Genomic DNA, 19,478 nt, shown 5'->3' with positions numbered 1-19,478 from the left:
GCTAACCCGCCCGGTTGAGGATCAGGATCGCCATGATCAGGCCGTAGATCGCGATGCCCTCGGCCAGCCCGACCAGAATGATGACGCGGCCCAGAAGCTCGGGCTTCTCGGCAATCGCCCCGATGGCGGCGCTGCCCACGCTCGCCACCGCATAGCCCGCAGCAAGTGTCGCCAGCCCCGCCGCAATCGCGGCCGAGAACAGGGCCCATTTCGTCACTTCAGGGTTCGCGGCGGCCTCGGCCCCGTGGTCCTGCGCGACCGCGAATTCCGGAACGACAAGCAGCAAGGCGAGGGCGGCAATCGTAATCGCAAAGACGCTGAGGACGCGAAGAACAGTTGTCTTGTCAGGCATCACAAGGCCTCCTTTGGGGATGTGTCCGGGCGCCCCGGCAGGTCGAGGGGGCGGAACTCGCGCCCGCCGCCTGTCAGGAACCGGATGAAGAATTCAAACAGAAGCAGCCGGGTGGTCTGGATGCTGACGACAAGCCCTTCCAGCGCGAGAACGAAGACATTCCCAAGCGCGAGGACACCCCAATAGGCCACCGGACCGGCGGCATCGGCCAGACCGACAACCGCCACGGACAGACCCGCATGGGCCAGCGCAAAGGCCCCCGCCCGTGCGAAAGACACCGTGTTCACCATCAGTTGCAGAACGGCCTCGACCATCTCGCCGAACGCCTTGAAGGCGGAGCCGCGCCCCTTGGCCCGCATGGTTCCGGCGATGTACCAAACCGTCCCCGCGCCCGCGACGCCCAGGGCCGGGGCCCCCCAGACGAACGCCCCGAGGAGCCCAAGGTAACACAGGACAAGACCGGCATCCGCGGTCACCCAGTCCCGCCAGCGCCCCTGCCAGTGCATCTGAAGCGCCCCGAAGGCGAGACCGGTCAGCAACAGAAGCGCACCGGCCCCGACACTGATCGCGAGAAGCAGGATCGGTTCCTCAAGCGGATGCAGCCAAAGCGCCGGGATGACATCTTCCCGCCCGAAGACGCTGCCGAACAACAGGCCGAAGACCATCGCCATTGCGCCGCCCGGGATCAGGATGGCAAGCGCCGGGACGCGGCGGCGCAACAAGACCCCGGCCAAGACCAGAACAAGGCCCTGCCCGACATCGCCGAACATGAACCCGAACAGAAGCGGAGCAACCAGCGCGACGACGACGGTCGGGTCAGCCTCACCCGAGGCCGGGATGCCGATCATCCGGGTCAGGGCCTCGAACCGGCGGGCCCAGGCCGGATTGAACAGCACGACCGGCGGGTCTGCATCCTTCGGCGGCGGCGGAAAGGCCAGAACGTGGAAGATGCGACAATCGGCAAGCCCCGCCTGCAGACGGTCGAGTTCGGGGGCCGGGGCCCAGCCGGTGATCCGCGCAAGCCGCGGGCTCTCTTCCACCGTGCGTGCACATCCGAAAAGCCACTGAACCTGTTTCACCGTACCCAGAACATTTGCCAGCCTGTGGCTTTCGTGGAGCGCGATCAGGTGATCCTCCCGCTGGCGGTGCCTTGCCCTGTGGTGGTCAAGGCGGGACCGGACCTCCCCAAGGGCGGTTTCCGCTTCCGGCGGAAGCCAGCCCGGCAGATCCACCGGGCGCCAGCCGGTGCCCTCGGCCCGCGCCGCGAAATCATTGATGTCTGCCGCCGGCCCGAGCGCAAAGATATACGCATTCCTGGCGCCCATTGCCGCCTCGACCGGCAGGCCATCGGGCGATTGGGGCCGCTCTGTTCCAATCGGGGCGACGCCCACGAACGCGGCCATGCGCGGCCCGACCCGCCCGAGTTGCCCAAGATCGGGGAGCTGACTTTCGGCCGCGGCAAACAGGTCTTCCAGAAGTGACAGCTCATCAATCGCATGCCGGGCCGCGTCGAGATCGGCGACGATTTCCTTTGCCCGCGCGGACCAGGCCTCGACCCGGTCGACCGCATCGCGAAAGCGCGCGGGCAGGTCGCTATCGTCCCGCAAAGGTCCGAAAACCGGATCGGGCCAGTAGCCCCTGAAGCGATCCCGAATGGCCTCGTACCGGGTTTGCGCCTCTGCAATCTGTGCCCGCGCCTCCGTCAGGGCACCGGCATTGGCTGTCCGGGCCTCAAGCTGAACGACGCGCGTGCGGGCGACACAGTCCATTGCCCGCGCCAGATCCCGGTTCAGAACGACCAGTTCGAACCAGACCGTGGCGATGGGGCGCAGCATCAGGAAGCCCCCTCTCGCGCCCCGACATCGCCCAGCGCGAGCCGCACACAAAGTTCCCCCCGCAACTCAAGCAGATCGCTTGCCACGCAGGCCAGATGGGCAAGCACGCGTCCCATGGGGTGACGACTGCGGCGAAACAGCCGCTGCGCCTTGGCGCGGAGCGGACCGGCATGCGGCACGCCCCCGTCCCCGACGGCGATCAACTCGTCGAGCATTTCCTTTGCGACTTGGCGAACCGTCCGGTCCGGCAGCGCCCGCAGGACCCCCGTGCGCCAGACAGTCAGCGCTGAACCATCGCCGGACGCAGCATCCAGATCGCCGGTTTCGGGGGCGGTCAGCCAACCCGGCTGCGCCTCACCACGCGCAAGATAGCCGCGGGCGGGCAAGGCAGGCAGGTCGATCAGCCGCCGCAATGCGCCGCGGACATCGGGACCGTGCCACTGCGCAATGTCCGCGACATAGACGCTCCACACGGCGCGCATGTGACGCTCGACCCCGTGAATATCGGCATCGGCCGGCAGATTTGCGACGAACGGGGCCAATGGCGTGCCCGCCACAGCCTTGAGATAGCCGTGATAGTCCCGATGGGCCGCAAGGCGCGCCCAGTCCGCATCCCCGGCCCGCAGGCCGTGCCGCGCGTGGATACGCGCCAGAACATAGGCGGATGCCGGCGACCGCTGCGTCATTCGGGAAGCCCGACAAGCCGCCGGGCGATCCGCAATGCCGCGCGCCGGGCCGCTTCTTCATCGACGGGCGCCGTGCCTGTGCCGGTCTCGTCAATGGCATGAGCCGCGATGTCCTGCGCGAGGGCGTCGGTCTGCTGGCCATAGCTGCGCCGGATCGCCTCCAGCCTCCGGTCCGTGGTCCGCTCCACGGCTTGAGCAGCAGTACGGGCGGCGTCGATGGTGCGTTCCGCACACAGACGCGCATCGGCAACACGGTCCTCGGCCTCGCGCTCGGCCCGAAGCACCTGTTCAAGCACATTATCAGCCGCGCCGCCGGACATCGATCCGACGGACGCCTTGGCGTCGTCCCCCATATTTCCGGCCTCCTCCTGGCACAGCCCCGGAAACATGCCCATCCATGTCGGCTTCCGAACCGGCCGACCTTGATCTCGGTCAACGCCGGCCGGCCCGATGCAATCGGTCGCAACCACGTACCTCGGTTTGGTACGAAGCGTGATTGCGTAATGTCCCCGGCCGACTGCGGGCCCGCGGCAACAGGCGGTCCGGCGCTTGCAGGGGGCGTTTGGCGCAAAGCGTGCATCCCGCAGGCAACCGCGGGGAAAAGTAATTAAAACACCAAAGCACCTTGGCCCTCCGAAGGCGGATGTCAAGTCTGGTGATGGCGAAAGGTGCATGAAGAAAGAAGTGACTAAACAACGGCTTGAGCGGATATCGGGTTCGCTCTTCAAGAGGCCGAAAATCTCGCGTAAGCATGGCGTAAGCATCTCGCGAACGGTATGCACCCGTAGCTCAGCTGGATAGAGCGCCGCCCTCCGAAGGCGGAGGCCAGAGGTTCGAATCCTCTCGGGTGCGCCATTTCTTCAATAAAATCATATAGATAGAATTGGGCAGCTTCGGTGACACCTGCTTACGCGCTGCTTACTTGGCACTTTTGGAGCAGACTATCGCAGAAGATGCATGAAGGTAACGACAATGTTCGTTGCCTGCCATCACAGAGGTTCGCGTCGCGGCTCATAAATGCGCAGCCTCAGGTCACCTCGGCAAAACTCTTCAATGTTTCTCGCTGAATTTCGAGAGTTTTCCCATGTTATTGGTCACAATCTCTTCCACAAAGTCAGCAACTGCCCTAACTCGGGCCGATGCGACCAGGTCAGAGTGCAAGACAACCCATAGGTCTTGTTTTATGGTATCCGCTTCACTTGGCACGTGGCGCAGGGTTGGCTCGCTCGCTGCCAGAAAGCACGGCAAGACCGCCATCCCAAGACTCTCGCGCGCAGCGACCAACTGTGCATAGAGACTGGTAGCGACAAGTGCCGGACTTCGACCCTGAAGGGTTCGTTCAACCCATTTTGCTGCCGGAAGGTTTTGATAGTTGTCTGACCAAGCGATGAACTGATCTGTGTCGAGACGGCCCGCGTCGCTCCTAACTTCAGTACCGCCCTGTTGAGAGAGATACTCGGACGATGCGTAGAGGCCATAGCGCATTTCACCCAACCGTTTGATCGTGACGTTGCCCTGGGTTGGGCGGACCAACCGAAGCGCGAGGTCCGCTTCCCGTCGATGAAGGTTGGCGGATTGAACGTCGGTCAAGACCTCAACCACTAGATTGGGGTGCTTTCTGCGCAGCGAACTCAACGCTGGGAGGATGATAAAGTTGGCGAGGTTTTCGGCTGTCGCCAGTCGAACGTGACCGCTTACTGTATCAGTAGGCTCAGCGCGGCGCTCGAACGCCAGTGCGGCATCCTCAACCTTCTCGGCGGGATCGACAAGATCGCGACCTTCGTCGGTGAGAACGAATCCTGTTTGCGCCCTTTGGAAGAGGCGTACACCCAAGGCTGCCTCTAATGACTCTACGCGTCTGCCAACGGTGGTTGCATTGACACCCAGTGTGTTGGCGGCCTGATTGAGGCTACCGCCTCGCGCGACCGCTAGAAAATCCCGAATGGTGTTCCAGTCAGAGTGCTGCATATTTGCAGCATAGGGATGCATTGGGTTCTCTACAAGTCCACATCATGCAGGTCTAGGTTTGGATAAACCACAGGATATGGAGCGAGCATCACCAATGGCACCAGAATCAACATCGATTTCGACAGTTCAGCTTGGGTCTGCCGAAAACCCATTGACCGTCTCCGCCCTCGGTCTCGGCTGTATGGGCATGAGTGAATTCTACGGCCCCCGCGACGACGAGCGGTCTTTAGCGACGCTCAATCGGGCCATCGACCTTGGCGTGAGCTTTCTGGATACGGCCGAGACATATGGCCTCGGTCACAACGAAGAATTGATCGGCCGCCTGATTGCCGAACGCGGAAGCGATGCCGTGACGATCGCCACGAAGTTCGGCATCCGCCGAGAACCTGGTGCCTACGCGCGCGGCATCTCCAACGATCCCGCTTACATTCGTGAAGCTTGCGAAAAGTCGCTCAAGCGTCTCGGGGTCGAGACAATCGATCTCTACTATATCCACCGGATCGAGAAAGAACGGCCGATTGAAGAAGCGATGGAGGCACTGTCGCAGCTCGTGGATGAGGGCAAGATCAGGCACATCGGGATCTGCGAAGCCAGTCCCACAACGCTTCGCCGGGCTAATGCGGTTCATCAGATTACGGCGCTTCAATCGGAGTATTCGCTGTGGACGCGCGATCCCGAAGACGGAGTCTTCGACACCTGCCGCGAGATGGGGATTGGATTTGTGCCATATTCGCCCTTGGGTCGTGGATTCCTGACGGGCGCGATGAGCTCGACCGATGGCTTGGCCGACAATGATTTCCGCCGTTCCAATCCGCGTTTCGCGGACGAAAGCATCAATCGCAACCTGTTCATCGTGCAAGCGGTTCAGGCGATGGCGTCGGACAAAGGCTGCACCCCAGCACAGGTCGCTCTTGCATGGGTGATCGCACAAGGGAAAGAGCATGGCGTCTCGATGGTTCCCATCCCAGGAACCAAACGCTCGAAATACCTCGAACAGAATGTTGGCGCACTTTCTGTCGAACTGACGCGCGAAGATCTCGACGACCTCAACCGCCTTGTCCCGCCCGGTGCCGCTTCAGGCGAACGCTACACCGTCGAAGGCATGAAAGGGGTGAACGCATGAGCCGGGAAAGAGAGCCTCTCGCATCCGCCATGGGCCTGCTTGAACGGCTTGAGCCGGGTGCACCGAACCGGGTCCAGGCCAATCTTGATGCCTTTTCGCCCGAGGCAGCAGAACTCATTCTGGGCTATGCCTTCTCCGATATCGTCAGCCGTGATGGAATTGATCTACGCACGCGTGAAATGCTCACCGTTGCCATGCTGGCGGCCATGGGCACCGCTCAGGGGCAGCTTGAGTTCCATATAAGAGCCGCGATGAATACGGGCGTGACGCGAGAAGAAATCGTCGAAATCGTCCTGCAAGTATCGGTTTATGCTGGCGTTCCCGCTGCGATGAACGCCGTTACTGCAGCAAAAGCCGCCTTTGCGAACATCAGCGTCTGATTTGATGTTAAGCGGTTTTGGCTTCCATGTTGCCAAAAGCTCTTTCAGCTCTCTCAAGCTGAAGGCAGTCGATTGCGAACTAAGGAGAAATTCCGGTGATCGGCATTGATCTGCGTGATCTGGAAATACTTCGCGTTGTGGCTGCCGCGGGTAGCTTTCGCAAAGCAGGGCAGAAGCTTGGTATAGGTCAATCCGCTGTTTCTCGTCGGGTACACAAAGTCGAAGAATTTCTCGGCATCTCAGTCTTTGAGCGTCAAACAACTGGTGCCAGCTTGACCTATGCGGGCAGAAGGTTTGTGGCAACTACGCGAAGCGCAAGCAAAAAAATTGAAGTGGCAGTACGAGACGCAAGGACATGCGCGGTTGGGGACGAGGGAAAACTCCTAATCGCGTTAAGTATCAGCTTGCGGGACTCGATCGCTCGAGAGTTGTTGAGCGCATTTTCAAAAGCGCATCCCGATGTAAGATTAGAGTTTCATAGGTTAGAGAAAGACGAGACGTTTACCCGCCTGAGCCACCGGGAAGTGGATCTCGGGTTCGTCATGGGCGTCCCACCCAGTGAGTTTGGGGACCAGCTCTCCCTTGGCTCTAAAAGGATCGTAATTGCAATCGCTGACAACGACCAGTGGGCCGGCGAGCGAGACGTAACGTGGACAGACCTAGCTCAACGAACACTCCTGATAGGGTCATCGGATGATCAGCTCGAGATTGAGAAACGTATGACCATTCGTTTTTCAGAACTTGGTTGTCGTGCCAAGTTCCACCATCATATGCTTGGCGGAGGAGATGTGATGGGCCTCGTCGCACTTGGTTTCGGAGCGGCTTTGACCGCAGATCAATCTGCGGCCACACGTTATCCAACTGTGTCGACTCGCCCCATTCTTGGCGCTGAAGAGAGTCTCCCAGTCTCTTTGGCTTGGCGTCCGGAAAACGACAATCCCGCACTCCGGCGCTTCATCAGTCTCGCAAGGATCGAGGCGAAGCGGAACGGCGCTCTTTCCTGAGCTTCGCAAAGCCGCGGTCGGTCTTCATGAACCGCTCCAGCATTGGCGCGATGAGCTTCGCGGCCTCGAGCGTCTGGCCATTCTCCGCGCCGAGGATTTCCGCATAGACCGCTAGGTCTCGATGGACCTGCGCGGGCAGTTCTACCGTGACCTTGACCGGCTTGTCGTTGCGGATATTTCCCAGCTTCAGCTTGCTCATCGCGCATCTCCATAAGGTTCGAGAACGAGATCGCGTGTGACCATCACCCGAACGGGAAATCCCGGTCGGATCGTCAGTGTCGGCGGAATCTGAAGCTGGCGCTGAACAATGGCCTCGCCCGCGCGGCCGATCGTATCCTGTGTGCCGTCGCGGATCGCTTCGGCGATCTCATCGCCGCCACCCTCACCGGTTTCGAGGCCGATATTGAGGATGGTGGCGAGACCGGCCGCGCGAAAGAGCTGACCCCAGTGGTTGTCGACACCGTCTTCGAGGCCCGCATATCCGGCCTGGTCGGTGCCGGGCTGGCGTTCGAGGACGATGGAGCGACCGCCAGGCAGAATCAGGCGCGTCCAAGCGAGCAGCAGGCGGCGCTGGCCGGTCTCCACGCTGCTGTCATATTCGCCCAACAGGCGCGCGCCCTGGGGGATCAATAAAAATTGCCCGGTCGGGCTGTCATAGACGTTTGCGGTGACCTGCGCGGTAATCTGTCCGGGTAGATCCGAGCGCAGCCCCGTTAGAAGCGCCGCCTCGATCACCGATCCAGCCTGCAAGACGTAAGGGCTCGCCGGTGACTGCACGCGGTCCGCGGCAGTGGTCCGTCGGTCGACCTCGCGATCCAAGAAGGCTTCCTGTCGCTCCGTCGTGTCCGGTTGTCGTGCCTGCCCGGCCGATGCCGGGAACAGCCCTTGCAAGCTAGGGCTTGGGGCTGCGACCGGTGCAGTTTGTGGGTTCGCAGCACCCGCGCCGTTCGTCCTCGCGTCGGCAAAGAGCGTTGCGAGCCGCGCGGCTTCGGCCTCCTGCAAGCGAAGTTGTTCTTCCGGATCGACAGCTGGGCCGGTCGCCGGCACGACGGGCACGGGTTCACCCCGCTGCTGCGCCGATAGAACGGGACGTCCGAGTTCTCCCGGAAGCGGTGGCCCGAGCTGTGGGATCGATGCGTAGTCGCGCGGCAGACCCAAAAGGCCCTCGGCCTCTTGGACCCGTTCCGTCGAGAAGAGTTCTGACGGCCCATCGCCTTGATCGGAACCTTGCAAGGCGACGATCAGGATCGCGCCGATGCCGAGCCCGCCCGCGACGGCCAGAACAGTGATCGCCTTGCGCGAGAGCCGCATGACCCGTGGCGGATCGGGCCGCAGGCGCAGTTCCTTGGCGATGTCCTGTTCGGTGCGTGGCGGCTCTTCGGGGTGGTCGTCTTGTTGCTGGTTTTCGGTGCCGGTCATGGCTCAGCGGTCCTCATGGGAACGCCACGCGGAAATCACGCGTTCCGCGCTCTGCTCGCTGCGCCGGACTCCATCGGTCCGCACGATCCGGACGACGCGCTGGCGATCCCCGAGGCGCAGTTCCGCGGCGGCGAAGAGCCGGTCGACGATCATGTAGTTGCGTCGGATGCGGTAATTGACGAGCTGGTTGTCCCCTTCCGGTCCGATCACGAAGAGCGGCGGCATCTCGCCCTGACCGATCCCGCGCGGGAACTCGATGAAGACCTGCCGCCCATCGTCGAAGGCGCGGCGCGGTCGCCAGGGTGCGCGGTCGCCAGTGATCCTGTAACGGAAGTTGAGATCGTCGAGATCGACATTGCGGCCGATAGGCAGGCTCGCCTCGGCGCGATCGTTCTGGCGGCGCAAGGCGATGAGGTCGTCTTCGGGATATTGCCAGGAGACCGAGGCCATATAGGCCTGCGGCGTCGCACGCAGTTCGAGGTGATAGGTCCGGCGATCGGTGTTGATGACCAGATTGGTGACGAGGTCGGGCCGGGTCGGTTTCACCAGCACATGGATACGGCGGCTATCGCCGGACCCGCTCTCGGTGTCGCCGATGACCCAACGCGCAGTGTCACCCGCCGCGATTGGGCCGGAGCCGACCAAGCTCTCACCCGCTTGTAGCGCGATGTCCGTGACTTGGCCGGGAGACGTGTAGACCTGATAGAGCGCGCCGGAGCTGTAGGGGTAGAGCTGCACGGCGTTGATGAAGCCGTCGCGCACCGGCTCGATCCGGGCTGCGGCGTTGGCGTTGGTCACGCGCTCGGTCGGTTCCGCCGCTTCTGCCGGACGATCGTCGGCATCGACCCGCATGAGCTGGCCGGGCAGCGGTAGAGGCTCCGGTGTCTCCACGATCCGAACGGGCCGCGCCGGTTCCGCGACCAGCGTTGCGGCGACCGGATCATCGTAGCTGATCTCGGGCGGTTTGAACGTGGCGCAGCCACTCAAGATCGCTGCGCATCCGACGGTGGCGATTAAGCGTGTCGAACAAACGAAGTTTGTCATTGGGCGTTCTCCCTTGACCAGTTGATGGCGTGGACGAAGACGCCGAGGGGATTCTTGCGGAGGCGTTCGGCATCGCGGGGTGGTTGGACGACGACGCTGAGGATGCCGGTCCAGCGTTCGGTGCCGGAGAGTTGGCCGTTCACATAGCGGCGTTCCGTCCAGGCGACGCGGAAGCTGTTGTCGGAGGCGCGGATGACGCTGGAGATCTCCGCAGTGACTTGGACCTCGCCGACGCGGGCGAAGGGGTCGTTCTCGCGGGCGAAGTCGTTGAGCGCGACGGAGCCGCGATCGGTCGTGAAATCGTAGGCCCTGAGCCAGTTCTGGCGGAGCACGATCGGGTCGGCGGGAACCTGGCGGACATTCTCGATGAAACGCGCGAGGTGGAAGGCGATCTGCGGATCGGTCGGGCGGTAGTTGGCAGTTGCGGGCGCGACGGCCTGAGCCGCGCCGAGCCGATCGACCTCGACGACGTAGGGCACGATCGTGCCTTGCGTCGATTGCCAGACCAGCGCGAGGCCGAAGGTCGCCGTCGTGGCGAGGCATCCGATGGCCATGAGGCGCCAGTTGAGGGCCTGGACGCGGGCGGAGCCCATGCGCTCGTCCCACACCTGGGAGGCTTTCTGGTAGGGGGTAACGGGGTCTGGGGTCTTTGCGTATCGCACGCTGGGTCGCTTGAATCTCATGATCTCTCCGAAAGGCTGACGGCCGTGCCCGCGCCGCCGCCATCGCCGGAGCGGATGGCGTGTGCGGCGACGGCGGTGCCGTGCTGAAGGCTATGCTGGCGCTTCATGCGGCGCGCCCAGGCGGGCGGTCCGTCATTGGCGGGCGTGGGCATGGAAGACGGGGAATTACTGAACTTGCCGCCCGTGGCTTCGAAGGCGGCGCGTGAGCCCGAGCGATAGCTGTCGCCGACGGCGCGCTTGAGGGGGCTGACGGCGGTATTGACTCCGGCCTGACCGATGGCCGCTATGCCGCTCGCGGCTTTCCCGGCCGTGGACGTGCCCGAGGCCGCGCCGATCTTGAAGGCGGTCGAAGCGCCACCGGCGACGGCAGAACCGCCGCGCAGGGCGGCTCCACCGGCGGCTCCGGCGATCTTTGCGCCTGCGAGACCTCCCGCGACAACACCGCCTGCTGCGAGGCCGGCTCCCACCGCTGCGCCTGCGCCGAGCTGCGGACCGCCCGAGACGATGCCGTTTGCGATGCCGGGGCCGAAGATGCCGAGCGCGAGCAGCGACAGCGCAGCGAGGACGACGGCCATCGCGTCCTCGATGGTGGGCTCACCCGTGAACCCGGCGGTGAACTCCCCGAAGATCGTCGAGCCGATGCCGACGATGACGGCGAGCACGAGCACCTTGACCCCGGACGAGATGACGAGGCCGAGCACGCGCTCGGCCATGAAGGCGGTCTTGTTGAAGAGGCCGAAGGGCACGAGGATGAAGCCCGCGAGCGTCGCGAGCTTGAACTCGATGAGGGTAACGAAGAGCTGGATCGCGAGGATGAAGAAGGAGAGCAGCACGACCATCCATGCGAAGAGCAGGATCGAGATTTGGATGAAGTTCTCGAAGAAGGAGACAAACCCCATCAGGTCGGCGATGGATTCCAGGATCGGTTGCCCGGCTTCGAGCCCGACGGCGGCGATGCGTCCGGGCTGCAATAGCTCGCCCGCACCGATCGCGCCGCCGGTGGCGACGAGACCCAACCCCGCGAAACTCTCGAAGACGATGCGCGCGAGCGTGTTCCAGTTGCTGATGATGTAGGCGAAGACGCCGACGAAGAGCGTCTTCTTGACGAGCCGTCCGATGATATCGTCATCGGCACCCCAAGCCCAAAACAGTGCCGCGAGCGTGACGTCGATGACAATCAGCGTCGTGGCAAGAAAGGCGACATCGCCGCCGAGCAGCCCGAACCCGCTGTCGATGTAGGTCGTGAAGACCTCCAGGAACCGATCGATGACGCCGACGCCGTCCATGGCCTACTCCGTCTCAGGATCGTTGGTGGAGATGCCGAAGAAGCGGCGGCGGTTCTCTTCCCAGGCGGCCTGACACTCGGCATCGGCTTCGAGCGCCTCCGGGGTGAGTGTGCGGCAGCGCTGCAAGGTCTCCCGACGCGGATCGTCCGAAACCACCGCTGCCGGTTCGGCCGCATGCTCCTCTTCAATGGCGTGCTGGAGTTCGATCGCCGCCATGAGCGCGGCGATTGCGCCCAAGGCGATGGCGATCCCTCTCAGCGTGGTCTCGGCGGTCAACTTCATCGCGGCCTACCGGAACATCCGCACGGTCGTCGGCTCATAGCCGGAGCCGTAATCGAGAAAGCGGGTGAGATTCTCGCGCGCCTGCGCTTCGGCCGTCGCAACCCGCGCGGCTTCGAGCGATTGCGCCCGGTTCTGCGCGGCGATCGCGGCGGTCAGATCGGATATCTGCTGGCTCTGCAGCGCGAGCAGCTGATTGCCGGCCTGGGTCGCTTGCAGTGCCCCTGTGGCGGCCTGACTCCGGCCGACGAGCGCCTGCATTTCGGTGCGGGCGGTCTCGATATTGCCGACGACGCCCGCCTGGACCTTGAGCGCATCCTCGAACCCGGCAACCGAAGTGCGCCAGCGGTCCTGCGCGCCCGCGATCATCTCGTCGAAATCGCCCCGCGCAGCGGCTGCGCCGTAGTCTTGCGTGAAGGCCTCGTCGATCGTTGCCACGTCATGGGCGATGCGCTGTGCTTCACCCAAGAGTTGCTGGGTCTGTTGCACCGAGGATTGCAGGCGCGAGAGCGACGAATATGGCAGGCTCGCGAGATTGCGGGCCTGGTTGACCAACATCTGCGCCTCGTTCTGGAGTTGGGCGATCTGGTTGTTGATCTGCTCCAGCGTCCGCGCGGCGGTCAGCAGGTTCTCCGCATGGTTGGTCGGGTCGTAGACGATCCCACCGAACCCGCCGCCGAAGAATGCGTGGGCGGGCGGCGCCGCCGCCGGGGTGAGCGAGATCGCGCTCGACAGCAGCAGAGCCGCGGCAGCGCGCCCTGCGAGTTTACGTGTCTTGGTCTTGAACATCAGTTGTCTCCTTGTCGTCTTTGGCTTCTGGGGTTGCGGATGGGGTGGCGTCGATCACGGCATCAGAGGGACCGAGCAATTCGGTGGCCCAGCCGAGATCGCGGCGCGCGAGCCAGGCGGCGGCGAAGCCGTCTCGCCCGTGCTCGTCGAGGATCGAGTCGATCGCGGCGTGATCGGATTTGGAGGACGCGGCGGTAAAGGCGAGTGCGACCTCGCCGAGACCGAGGGCAAAGAGCCGGTTGCCGCGGCGCGACTGGCAGTAATAGTCGCGCTTGGGCGTCGCCCTTGCGATGATCTCGATCTGGCGGTCGTTGAGCCCGAAGCTGCGGTAGGTGGCGGCAATCTGTGGCTGGAAGGCGCGCTCGTTGGGTAGGAAGATGCGGGTCGGACAGCTCTCGACGATCGCGGGCGCGATGTCCGAACCGTCGATGTCGGCCAGCGATTGAGTGGCGAAGATGACGCTCGCGTTTTTCTTGCGTAGGGTCTTCAACCATTCGCGCAGCTGCGAGCCGAAGGTCGCGTCATCCAAGGCGAGCCAGCCTTCATCGACGATAATCAGGCTCGGGCGCCCGTCGAGCCGCGCTTCGATCCGGTGGAACAGATAGGCGAGCACGGCGGGCGCAGCGGTGGAGCCGATCAGCCCTTCGGTCTCGAAGGCCTGGAAGTCAGCGGCGCCAAGCGCTTCGCTCTCCGCGTCGAGCAGGCGTCCGAAGGGACCGCCGAGGCAGAACGGCGCCAGCGCGCGTTTGAGATCATTCGACTGCAGGAGCACCGAGAGGCCCGTCAGCGTGCGCTCTTCTATCGGGGCCGAGGCGAGCGAGGTCAGAGCCGACCAGAGATGATCCCGCGCCACCGGATCTATGGTGACGCCTTCGCGGGCGAGCAGTCCGGCGAGCCAGTCCTGCGCCCAGCTGCGCTCCGCCGCATCGTCGATCCGCGCGAGCGGTTGCAGTTGGACCGCATCGTCTTCGTCCGACGGGGCGAGACCGAGATCTTCCCAATCCCCGCCGCAGGCCATCGTCGCGCAGCGGATCGAGCCGCCGAAATCGAAGGCGAAAATCTGCGCGCCCTCGTAACGCCGAAACTGCAAGGCCATGAGCGCCAGCAATACGGATTTGCCCGCACCGGTAGGGCCGACCATGAGGGTATGGCCGACATCGCCGACATGGGTCGAGAAGCGGAACGGCGTCGCGCCTTGCGTCTCGGCATAGAAAAGCGGCGGTCCGTCCAGATGGTCGTCGCGCGCCGGTCCGGCCCAGACCGCGGAGATCGGGATCATGTGGGCGAGATTTAACGTCGAAATCGGCGGCTGGCGGACATTGGCGTAGAGATGCCCTGGCAGCGATCCGAGCCAGGCTTCGATGGCGTTCAGCGTCTCGGGGATGCAGGTGAAGTCCCGGCCCTGCACGACCTTTTCCGCGAGCTTGATCTTGGCCTCTGCCACGCGTTCATCCGCGTCCCAGACAGTGATCGTCGCGGTGACATAGGCCGCGCCGACGATGTCGCTCCCGAGTTCTTGCAAGGCTTCGTCTGCATCGAGCGCTTTGTTGTCAGCGTCCGAGTCCAGAAGTGTCGAGGCTTCGTTGGTCATCACCTCCTTCAGGATCGCGGCGACTGATTTGCGCTTGGCGAACCATTGGCGGCGAATGCGGGTGAAAAGCTTGGTGGCGTCGGTCTTGTCGAGACAGATGGCGCGTGTCGCCCAGCGATATTCGAAAGCCTGTGCATTCAACTCGTCGAGCAGACCCGGCCAGGTCGCTGTCGGGAACCCGATGATGGACAGCGTGCGCAGATGGGCTTCGCCGAGTCTTGGCGCGAGCCCGGCGACCAGCGGCTCGTCCGCGAGATAGGCGTCGAGATGCATCGGCGTCTCGGGCACACGGACGGACTGCGCCCGTGTCGAAATCGTCGAATGGAGATAAGACAGCGTCTCCGCGTCATCGAGCCAAACGGCCTCGGGCATGAAGCCCTCGAACAGGTCGAGTAGCCGGTCCGAACGTGACCGGAACGCCGCGAGATGTTCGTTTGGATTGGCGCACTTGCTCGGCGCGTCCTCGTACAGCCAGCCACTCGCCCGACTCGTGTCATCGGCGGGCGGCATCCACGTTAGGGTCAGGAAATACCGGCTCTCATAGTGGGATGAGGCTTCTTCGAATTGCGCGCGCCGCTCCGCATCGACCAGAGCCGAAATTGGATCGGGAAACTCCGAGAGCGGATAGTCTCGCGCCGGGATGCGCTGCGCTTCTACGAAGACCGCCCATCCCGAGCCGAGGCGACGCAAGGCGCTGTTGAGGCGTGCCGCTGTCGCGACCAATTCAGCGGGTGTCGCTGAGTCGAGATCGGGACCGCGGAACCGCGCCGTGCGCTGGAAGCTGCCATCCTTGTTGAGGATCACGCCTTCGCCGATCAGCGCGGCCCAGGGCAGGAAATCGGCGAGCATCGCGGCTTTGGACCGGTATTCGGCGAGGCGCATCATCTCCTCACACCCCCATCCAGGTCGGATAACGGAGATGACGGCGCGCGACGTCGGCGATCTGCGCATCGCGCTTGGCGGCATAGACCGCCAGCATGTGACCGATGGCCCAGAGGGCGAGCCCGACCAGCCAGAGCCGGAGGCCCAGACCCACGGCGGCCGCTATGGTGCCGTTGGCGATCGCGATGGTCCGCGGCGCCCCGCCGAGCAGGATCGGTTCGGTGAGGGCGCGATGGACGGGCGCGGTGAAGCCGGGGATGTCGGTCGGATCACTCATACCAGAGCCCCGCCGCCGAAGGAGAAGAAAGACAGGAAGAAGCTCGACGCTGCGAAGGCGATCGACAAACCGAAGACGATCTGCACAAGCCGGCGCGCGCCACCTGACGTGTCGCCGAAGGCGAGCGTCAGCCCGGTGATGATGATGATCATGACCGCGACGATCTTGGCGACCGGTCCTTCGATGGATTCGAGGATCGCTTGCAGCGGCGCTTCCCAGGGCATGCCGGAGCCCGCGGCCTCGGCCTGTCCTGCGGCCAGCAGAAAGCCGATCGCGGTGGCGCCGACATAGATGGGCCAGCGGGGATAGAGGAGATTGAGTCGAGTGCTCATGGGGCGGTTCCTTTCGGGTTGGTAAGAAGGGAGTGGAGCGCGTAATCGCCGGTGTCGGTGAGGCCAGTGACGCGCGCGAGGTCCGCGAGGCGGCGATTGCTGCCGCGTCCTTGAAGGACGGCGAGCACGTCGATGGTCTCCGCGATGAGCGCCCGCGGGACGGTAACAACGGCTTCCTGGATGAGTTGTTCGAGGCGGCGCAGTGCGCCGATGGCTGAGCCTGCGTGGATCGTGCCGATCCCGCCGGGATGTCCCGTGCCCCAGGCCTTGAGGAGATCGAGCGCTTCGGCGCCCCGCACCTCACCGACGGGAATGCGATCCGGGCGCAGGCGCAGCGAGGAGCGGACAAGGTCGGACAGCGTCGCAACGCCGTCCTTGGTGCGGAGCGCCACGAGGTTGGGCGTCGTGCATTGCAACTCGCGTGTGTCCTCGATGAGGACCACGCGATCGGAGGTCTTGGCGACTTCGGCGAGCAGCGCGTTGGTGAGCGTGGTCTTTCCGGTCGAGGTGCCACCGGCGACGAGGATATTGGCGCGGGACGCGACGGCATCGCGCAATGCACCGGCTGCGGCTGCGGCCATGATCCCGGCGCGGACATAATCGTCGAGCGTGAAGACGGCGACGGCGGGCTTGCGGATCGCGAACGTGGGCGCGGCGACGACCGGAGGGAGCAATCCCTCGAAGCGTTCGCCGGTTCCGGGTAGCTCGGCGGATACTCGCGGCGCATCCGCATGGACTTCGGCGCCGACATGATGGGCGACGAGGCGAACGATCCGCTCGCCATCGTCGGCGGTAAGCGTGGCGCCCGTATCGCAGAGACCCTCGCCGAGCCGGTCGACCCAGAGGCGTCCGCATGGATTAAGCATCACTTCGACGACGGCGTCCTCGTCGAGCCAGGCCGCGATATCGGCCCCAAGCGCCGTGCGGAGCATGCGGGAACCGCGCTCGATCGCTGCTGATTTGAGAGTGTGGACGGTCATTGGCGGCCCCGCATCTGGTTATGGGGTCGATCAAGAAGACCGTTAATCGGTCATCGGCAACAGGTTTGAGGGCGTAGTAGTGCGGCGGGGTAGAGAGGCAGGCATAAGCGCATTTTGCATGAAGTCGCGATGGCTTCAGACAGTGGATGTTCGGTCTGGTATGTCGTCCGAGACTTCCTTGGTAAGCGTTTTTCCCTTTGCGAGTCGCCGCCCGAGCGCTTCGACGAACCGGTCATAGCGCTCCTTGCCCGAGGCTTGTGCCGCATCGCGCATCTCGTCGGGTAATGGCGGCGTGGTGGTCAGCCAGAACTTCACGAAGAGCGCCATCGCCTCATTGCCGATGGATTGATCGCGTTCCAGCCGCTCGACCGCGCGCGTGAGCCGATCAAGGCGCCGGACGATCGCGGCCTCGCGTTGGTCCGCGCCATCCGGCGACAGGAACGCCGCGAGTGCCGCCTCCACGATCTGCGATTTCGAGACCTTCCGGCGGGCGGCTAACGCCTCCAGCTCACCGGACAGAACCGGATCGAAATACACATTCAATCGGTCCTTCTTCACGGCCACATCCTAGAGCTCGATCCCGTCATCGGGATCGAGCGAAGCTTGCCGCGCGACCGTGGCGAACCGGTCGCGCATGGCTTTGGCCCGCTGGACATCATCCTCCGGTTCGTCATCGAGATCGGCGAACTCGCTGCGTGCCGGTGCTGGTTCGGACGCGATGTCTTCATGTTCCGGCAGGTCGGGTTCGCGACGGACACCGCCATCGGTGTCGTCCGTTGATGACTTTCGCTTCTTCGGTGGCGGCGCAGCGATCGGTTCGCAGCCGCTCCAATCGTCTGCCGTGCTGCTAACTGACTCATCGCTGGCAGTGCGATCTGGCGGTGGTGCGATCCGCGCTTTGAACTGAGGATCGGTGTAGTAGCGCGCCTTCTTCGCCCGCACCGGCGGCGCACCGGAGACGAGGACGATCTCCTCGGTCGGGGGAAGCTGCATCATCTCGCCGGGTGTGAGCAGCGGCCGCGCCGTCTCCTGCCGTGAGACCATCAGATGCCCGAGCCAAGGCGATAGCCGATGTCCGGCATAGTTCTTCATGGCGCGCATCTCGGTCGCTGTGCCGAGCGCATCGGATACGCGCTTCGCGGTGCGCTCGTCATTGGTCGCAAAGGCGACGCGCACATGGCAATTGTCGAGGATCGCGTTGTTTTGCCCGTAGGCCTTCTCGATCTGATTGAGCGACTGGGCGATGAGGAAGGCCTTGATCCCATAGCCCGCCATGAAGGCGAGCTGGCTCTCGAAGAAGTCGAGCCGCCCGAGCGCCGGAAACTCGTCCAGCATGAGCAGCATGCGGTGGGTGCGCTTAGCATGCAGGTCTTCCGTCAGTCGTCGACCGATCTGGTTGAGCACGAGCCGGATCAGCGGCTTCGTCCGTGAGATGTCTGATGGTGGCACCACGAGGTACAGCGTCACCGGCCTGTCGCCTGTCGCGAGATCGTCGATCCGCCAGTCGCAGCGGCGCGTGACCTTGGCGACAACTGGATCACGATAGAGCCCAAGAAAACTCATGGCGGTCGAGAGAACACCGGAGCGTTCGTTCTCCGACTTGTTCAAAAGCTCACGCGCGGCCTGCGCGACGACGGGATGCGGGTGATCGCCGAGATGCGGGGTGCGCATCATCGCCGCGAGCGTCGACTCGATCGGACGCTTCGGATCGGAGAGGAAGGCCGCGACGCCCGCCAGCGTCTTGTCGGCTTCGGCGTAGAGGACATGCAGGATCGCGCCGACCAAGAGCGAGTGGCTCGTCTTTTCCCAATGGTTCCGCCGTTCGAGCAGACCCTCGGGATCGACCAAGATGTCGGCGACGTTCTGAACGTCGCGCACCTCGCTATCGCCGCGCCGCACTTCGAGCAGCGGATTGTAGGCCGCCGAGTTCGGATCGGTTGGATCGAAGAGCAACACCCGGCTGAAGCGGGCGCGGTAGTTCGCCGTGAGCTCCCAGTTCTCGCCCTTGATGTCGTGGACGATGGCCGAGCCCGGCCAAGTGAGCAGTGACGGCACGACCAGACCGACACCTTTGCCGGAGCGCGTCGGCGCGAAGCAGAGCACATGTTCAGGCCCGTCATGGCGGAGGTAGCGGGACCGGTAGCGTCCGAGGACCACGCCATCATCCACGAACAATCCCGCCTCGCGCATATCCTTCTCGGTCCCCCACCGGGCGGAACCATAGGTCGTCACGTTGCTCGCTTCGCGGGCGCGCAGGACGGAAAGAAAGATCGCAACGCATACAGCGGCGATGCCGCCCGCGCCCGCGATGATTGCGCCCTCCATGAAGACGCGCGGCGCATAGGCGTCGTACCAGTACCACCAGACAAAGACGTTCCAGGGCGGGTAGATCGGCAGGCCGAAGATGGTCGCCACCGGGTCGCCCAGTTCGGACTGGAAGCCGAGCCGGAACGCCACCCATTGCGTCGCCGCCCAGACGAAGAGCAGCGCGACCGTCGAGACGACGAGGATCTGGCCCCAGAGGATGGCGGTGGCCGGTGATGCATGTTTCTTCGAGGTCATAGAGTT

General features: G+C 63.9%; 21 protein-coding genes and 1 tRNA gene. 4 read left to right on the top strand and 18 right to left on the bottom strand.

What is annotated here, in order from left to right; all coding sequences use genetic code 11:
- Position 1: 1 nt before the first annotated feature.
- Genes RGUI_RS13405 through RGUI_RS13390 form a run of 4 tightly spaced genes read right to left on the bottom strand, consistent with a single transcriptional unit; the run spans position 2 to position 3,226 of the window.
- On the bottom strand, positions 2 to 352 hold the full coding sequence (locus tag RGUI_RS13405; protein WP_081533726.1) for an ATP synthase subunit C: 351 nt from the start codon (positions 350 to 352) through the stop codon (positions 2 to 4).
- A complete protein-coding gene (locus tag RGUI_RS13400; RefSeq protein WP_081533724.1) occupies positions 352 to 2,187 on the bottom strand; it encodes a V-type ATPase 116kDa subunit family protein in 1,836 nt (611 codons plus the stop codon). Before RGUI_RS13400 ends, RGUI_RS13405 begins: the two co-directional genes overlap by 1 nt.
- A complete protein-coding gene (locus RGUI_RS13395) occupies positions 2,187 to 2,873 on the bottom strand; it encodes a hypothetical protein (protein ID WP_081533722.1) in 687 nt (228 codons plus the stop codon). The genes RGUI_RS13400 and RGUI_RS13395 overlap by 1 nt, the downstream gene beginning before the upstream one ends.
- A complete protein-coding gene (locus RGUI_RS13390; RefSeq protein WP_156882969.1) occupies positions 2,870 to 3,226 on the bottom strand; it encodes a hypothetical protein in 357 nt (118 codons plus the stop codon). The genes RGUI_RS13395 and RGUI_RS13390 overlap by 4 nt, the downstream gene beginning before the upstream one ends.
- Before the next feature lie 425 nt (positions 3,227 to 3,651).
- On the opposite strand from RGUI_RS13390, the gene RGUI_RS13385 reads away from it, so the two are divergent.
- Positions 3,652 to 3,728, top strand: a tRNA-Arg gene (locus RGUI_RS13385).
- 195 nt (positions 3,729 to 3,923) lie between these two features.
- On the opposite strand, the gene RGUI_RS13380 is transcribed toward RGUI_RS13385, so the two are convergent.
- Complete coding sequence (locus tag RGUI_RS13380) at positions 3,924 to 4,862, bottom strand: LysR family transcriptional regulator (RefSeq protein WP_081533718.1); 939 nt, start codon at positions 4,860 to 4,862, stop codon at positions 3,924 to 3,926.
- A gap of 55 nt (positions 4,863 to 4,917) precedes the next feature.
- On the opposite strand from RGUI_RS13380, the gene RGUI_RS13375 reads away from it, so the two are divergent.
- From RGUI_RS13375 to RGUI_RS13365, 3 genes are all read left to right on the top strand, one after another.
- On the top strand, positions 4,918 to 5,964 hold the full coding sequence (locus tag RGUI_RS13375) for an aldo/keto reductase (protein WP_371586876.1): 1,047 nt from the start codon (positions 4,918 to 4,920) through the stop codon (positions 5,962 to 5,964).
- A gap of 29 nt (positions 5,965 to 5,993) precedes the next feature.
- Entirely contained in the window at positions 5,994 to 6,344 is a 351-nt protein-coding gene (locus RGUI_RS13370; RefSeq protein WP_172841148.1) for a carboxymuconolactone decarboxylase family protein, read from the top strand.
- A gap of 95 nt (positions 6,345 to 6,439) precedes the next feature.
- Complete coding sequence (locus RGUI_RS13365; protein ID WP_081533712.1) at positions 6,440 to 7,348, top strand: LysR family transcriptional regulator; 909 nt, start codon at positions 6,440 to 6,442, stop codon at positions 7,346 to 7,348.
- Here RGUI_RS13365 and RGUI_RS13360 read toward each other — a convergent pair.
- From RGUI_RS13360 to RGUI_RS13300, 13 genes are all read right to left on the bottom strand, one after another.
- Entirely contained in the window at positions 7,302 to 7,547 is a 246-nt protein-coding gene (locus RGUI_RS13360) for a DUF2274 domain-containing protein (RefSeq protein ID WP_081533710.1), read from the bottom strand. The genes RGUI_RS13365 and RGUI_RS13360 overlap by 47 nt on opposite strands.
- Positions 7,544 to 8,767 carry a TrbI/VirB10 family protein gene (locus RGUI_RS13355; RefSeq protein ID WP_081533708.1) on the bottom strand — a complete coding sequence of 408 codons (1,224 nt, stop codon included), beginning with the start codon at positions 8,765 to 8,767 and terminating at the stop codon, positions 7,544 to 7,546. Before RGUI_RS13355 ends, RGUI_RS13360 begins: the two co-directional genes overlap by 4 nt.
- A 3-nt stretch (positions 8,768 to 8,770) precedes the next feature.
- Positions 8,771 to 9,811 (bottom strand): P-type conjugative transfer protein TrbG, encoded by a 1,041-nt coding sequence (gene trbG / locus RGUI_RS13350; protein WP_081533706.1) that lies wholly within the window; start codon positions 9,809 to 9,811, stop codon positions 8,771 to 8,773.
- The gene (gene trbF / locus RGUI_RS13345; RefSeq protein ID WP_216640132.1) at positions 9,808 to 10,497 is read right to left on the bottom strand and encodes a conjugal transfer protein TrbF; all 690 of its coding nucleotides are present in this window, start codon (positions 10,495 to 10,497) and stop codon (positions 9,808 to 9,810) included. Before trbF ends, trbG begins: the two co-directional genes overlap by 4 nt.
- The gene (gene trbL / locus RGUI_RS13340) at positions 10,491 to 11,780 is read right to left on the bottom strand and encodes a P-type conjugative transfer protein TrbL (protein WP_081533702.1); all 1,290 of its coding nucleotides are present in this window, start codon (positions 11,778 to 11,780) and stop codon (positions 10,491 to 10,493) included. The genes trbF and trbL overlap by 7 nt, the downstream gene beginning before the upstream one ends.
- A 3-nt stretch (positions 11,781 to 11,783) precedes the next feature.
- Positions 11,784 to 12,056: a putative entry exclusion protein TrbK-alt gene (gene trbK-alt, locus RGUI_RS13335; protein ID WP_216640073.1), complete on the bottom strand. Its 273-nt coding sequence runs from the start codon at positions 12,054 to 12,056 to the stop codon at positions 11,784 to 11,786.
- Positions 12,057 to 12,068: 12 nt separating this feature from the next.
- A complete protein-coding gene (trbJ, locus tag RGUI_RS13330; protein WP_081533698.1) occupies positions 12,069 to 12,848 on the bottom strand; it encodes a P-type conjugative transfer protein TrbJ in 780 nt (259 codons plus the stop codon).
- On the bottom strand, positions 12,826 to 15,324 hold the full coding sequence (trbE, locus tag RGUI_RS13325) for a conjugal transfer protein TrbE (RefSeq protein ID WP_081533696.1): 2,499 nt from the start codon (positions 15,322 to 15,324) through the stop codon (positions 12,826 to 12,828). The genes trbJ and trbE overlap by 23 nt, the downstream gene beginning before the upstream one ends.
- A gap of 4 nt (positions 15,325 to 15,328) precedes the next feature.
- Complete coding sequence (locus RGUI_RS13320) at positions 15,329 to 15,598, bottom strand: VirB3 family type IV secretion system protein (protein ID WP_081533694.1); 270 nt, start codon at positions 15,596 to 15,598, stop codon at positions 15,329 to 15,331.
- A complete protein-coding gene (locus RGUI_RS13315) occupies positions 15,595 to 15,930 on the bottom strand; it encodes a TrbC/VirB2 family protein (RefSeq protein ID WP_156882968.1) in 336 nt (111 codons plus the stop codon). Before RGUI_RS13315 ends, RGUI_RS13320 begins: the two co-directional genes overlap by 4 nt.
- Positions 15,927 to 16,910, bottom strand: a complete 984-nt coding sequence (trbB, locus tag RGUI_RS13310; RefSeq protein WP_081533692.1) for a P-type conjugative transfer ATPase TrbB — start codon at positions 16,908 to 16,910, stop codon at positions 15,927 to 15,929. The genes RGUI_RS13315 and trbB overlap by 4 nt, the downstream gene beginning before the upstream one ends.
- Before the next feature lie 135 nt (positions 16,911 to 17,045).
- On the bottom strand, positions 17,046 to 17,468 hold the full coding sequence (locus RGUI_RS13305; RefSeq protein ID WP_081536089.1) for a CopG family transcriptional regulator: 423 nt from the start codon (positions 17,466 to 17,468) through the stop codon (positions 17,046 to 17,048).
- A gap of 9 nt (positions 17,469 to 17,477) precedes the next feature.
- The gene (locus RGUI_RS13300) at positions 17,478 to 19,472 is read right to left on the bottom strand and encodes a conjugal transfer protein TraG (RefSeq protein WP_081533690.1); all 1,995 of its coding nucleotides are present in this window, start codon (positions 19,470 to 19,472) and stop codon (positions 17,478 to 17,480) included.
- Positions 19,473 to 19,478 lie beyond the last annotated feature (6 nt).

Source organism: Rhodovulum sp. P5 (genome assembly GCF_002079305.1).
In the GTDB taxonomy this organism is placed as follows: Bacteria; Pseudomonadota; Alphaproteobacteria; order Rhodobacterales; family Rhodobacteraceae; genus Rhodovulum.
Note: the sequence above shows the minus strand (reverse complement) of the source record. Positions and strands in the feature narration are given on the sequence as shown.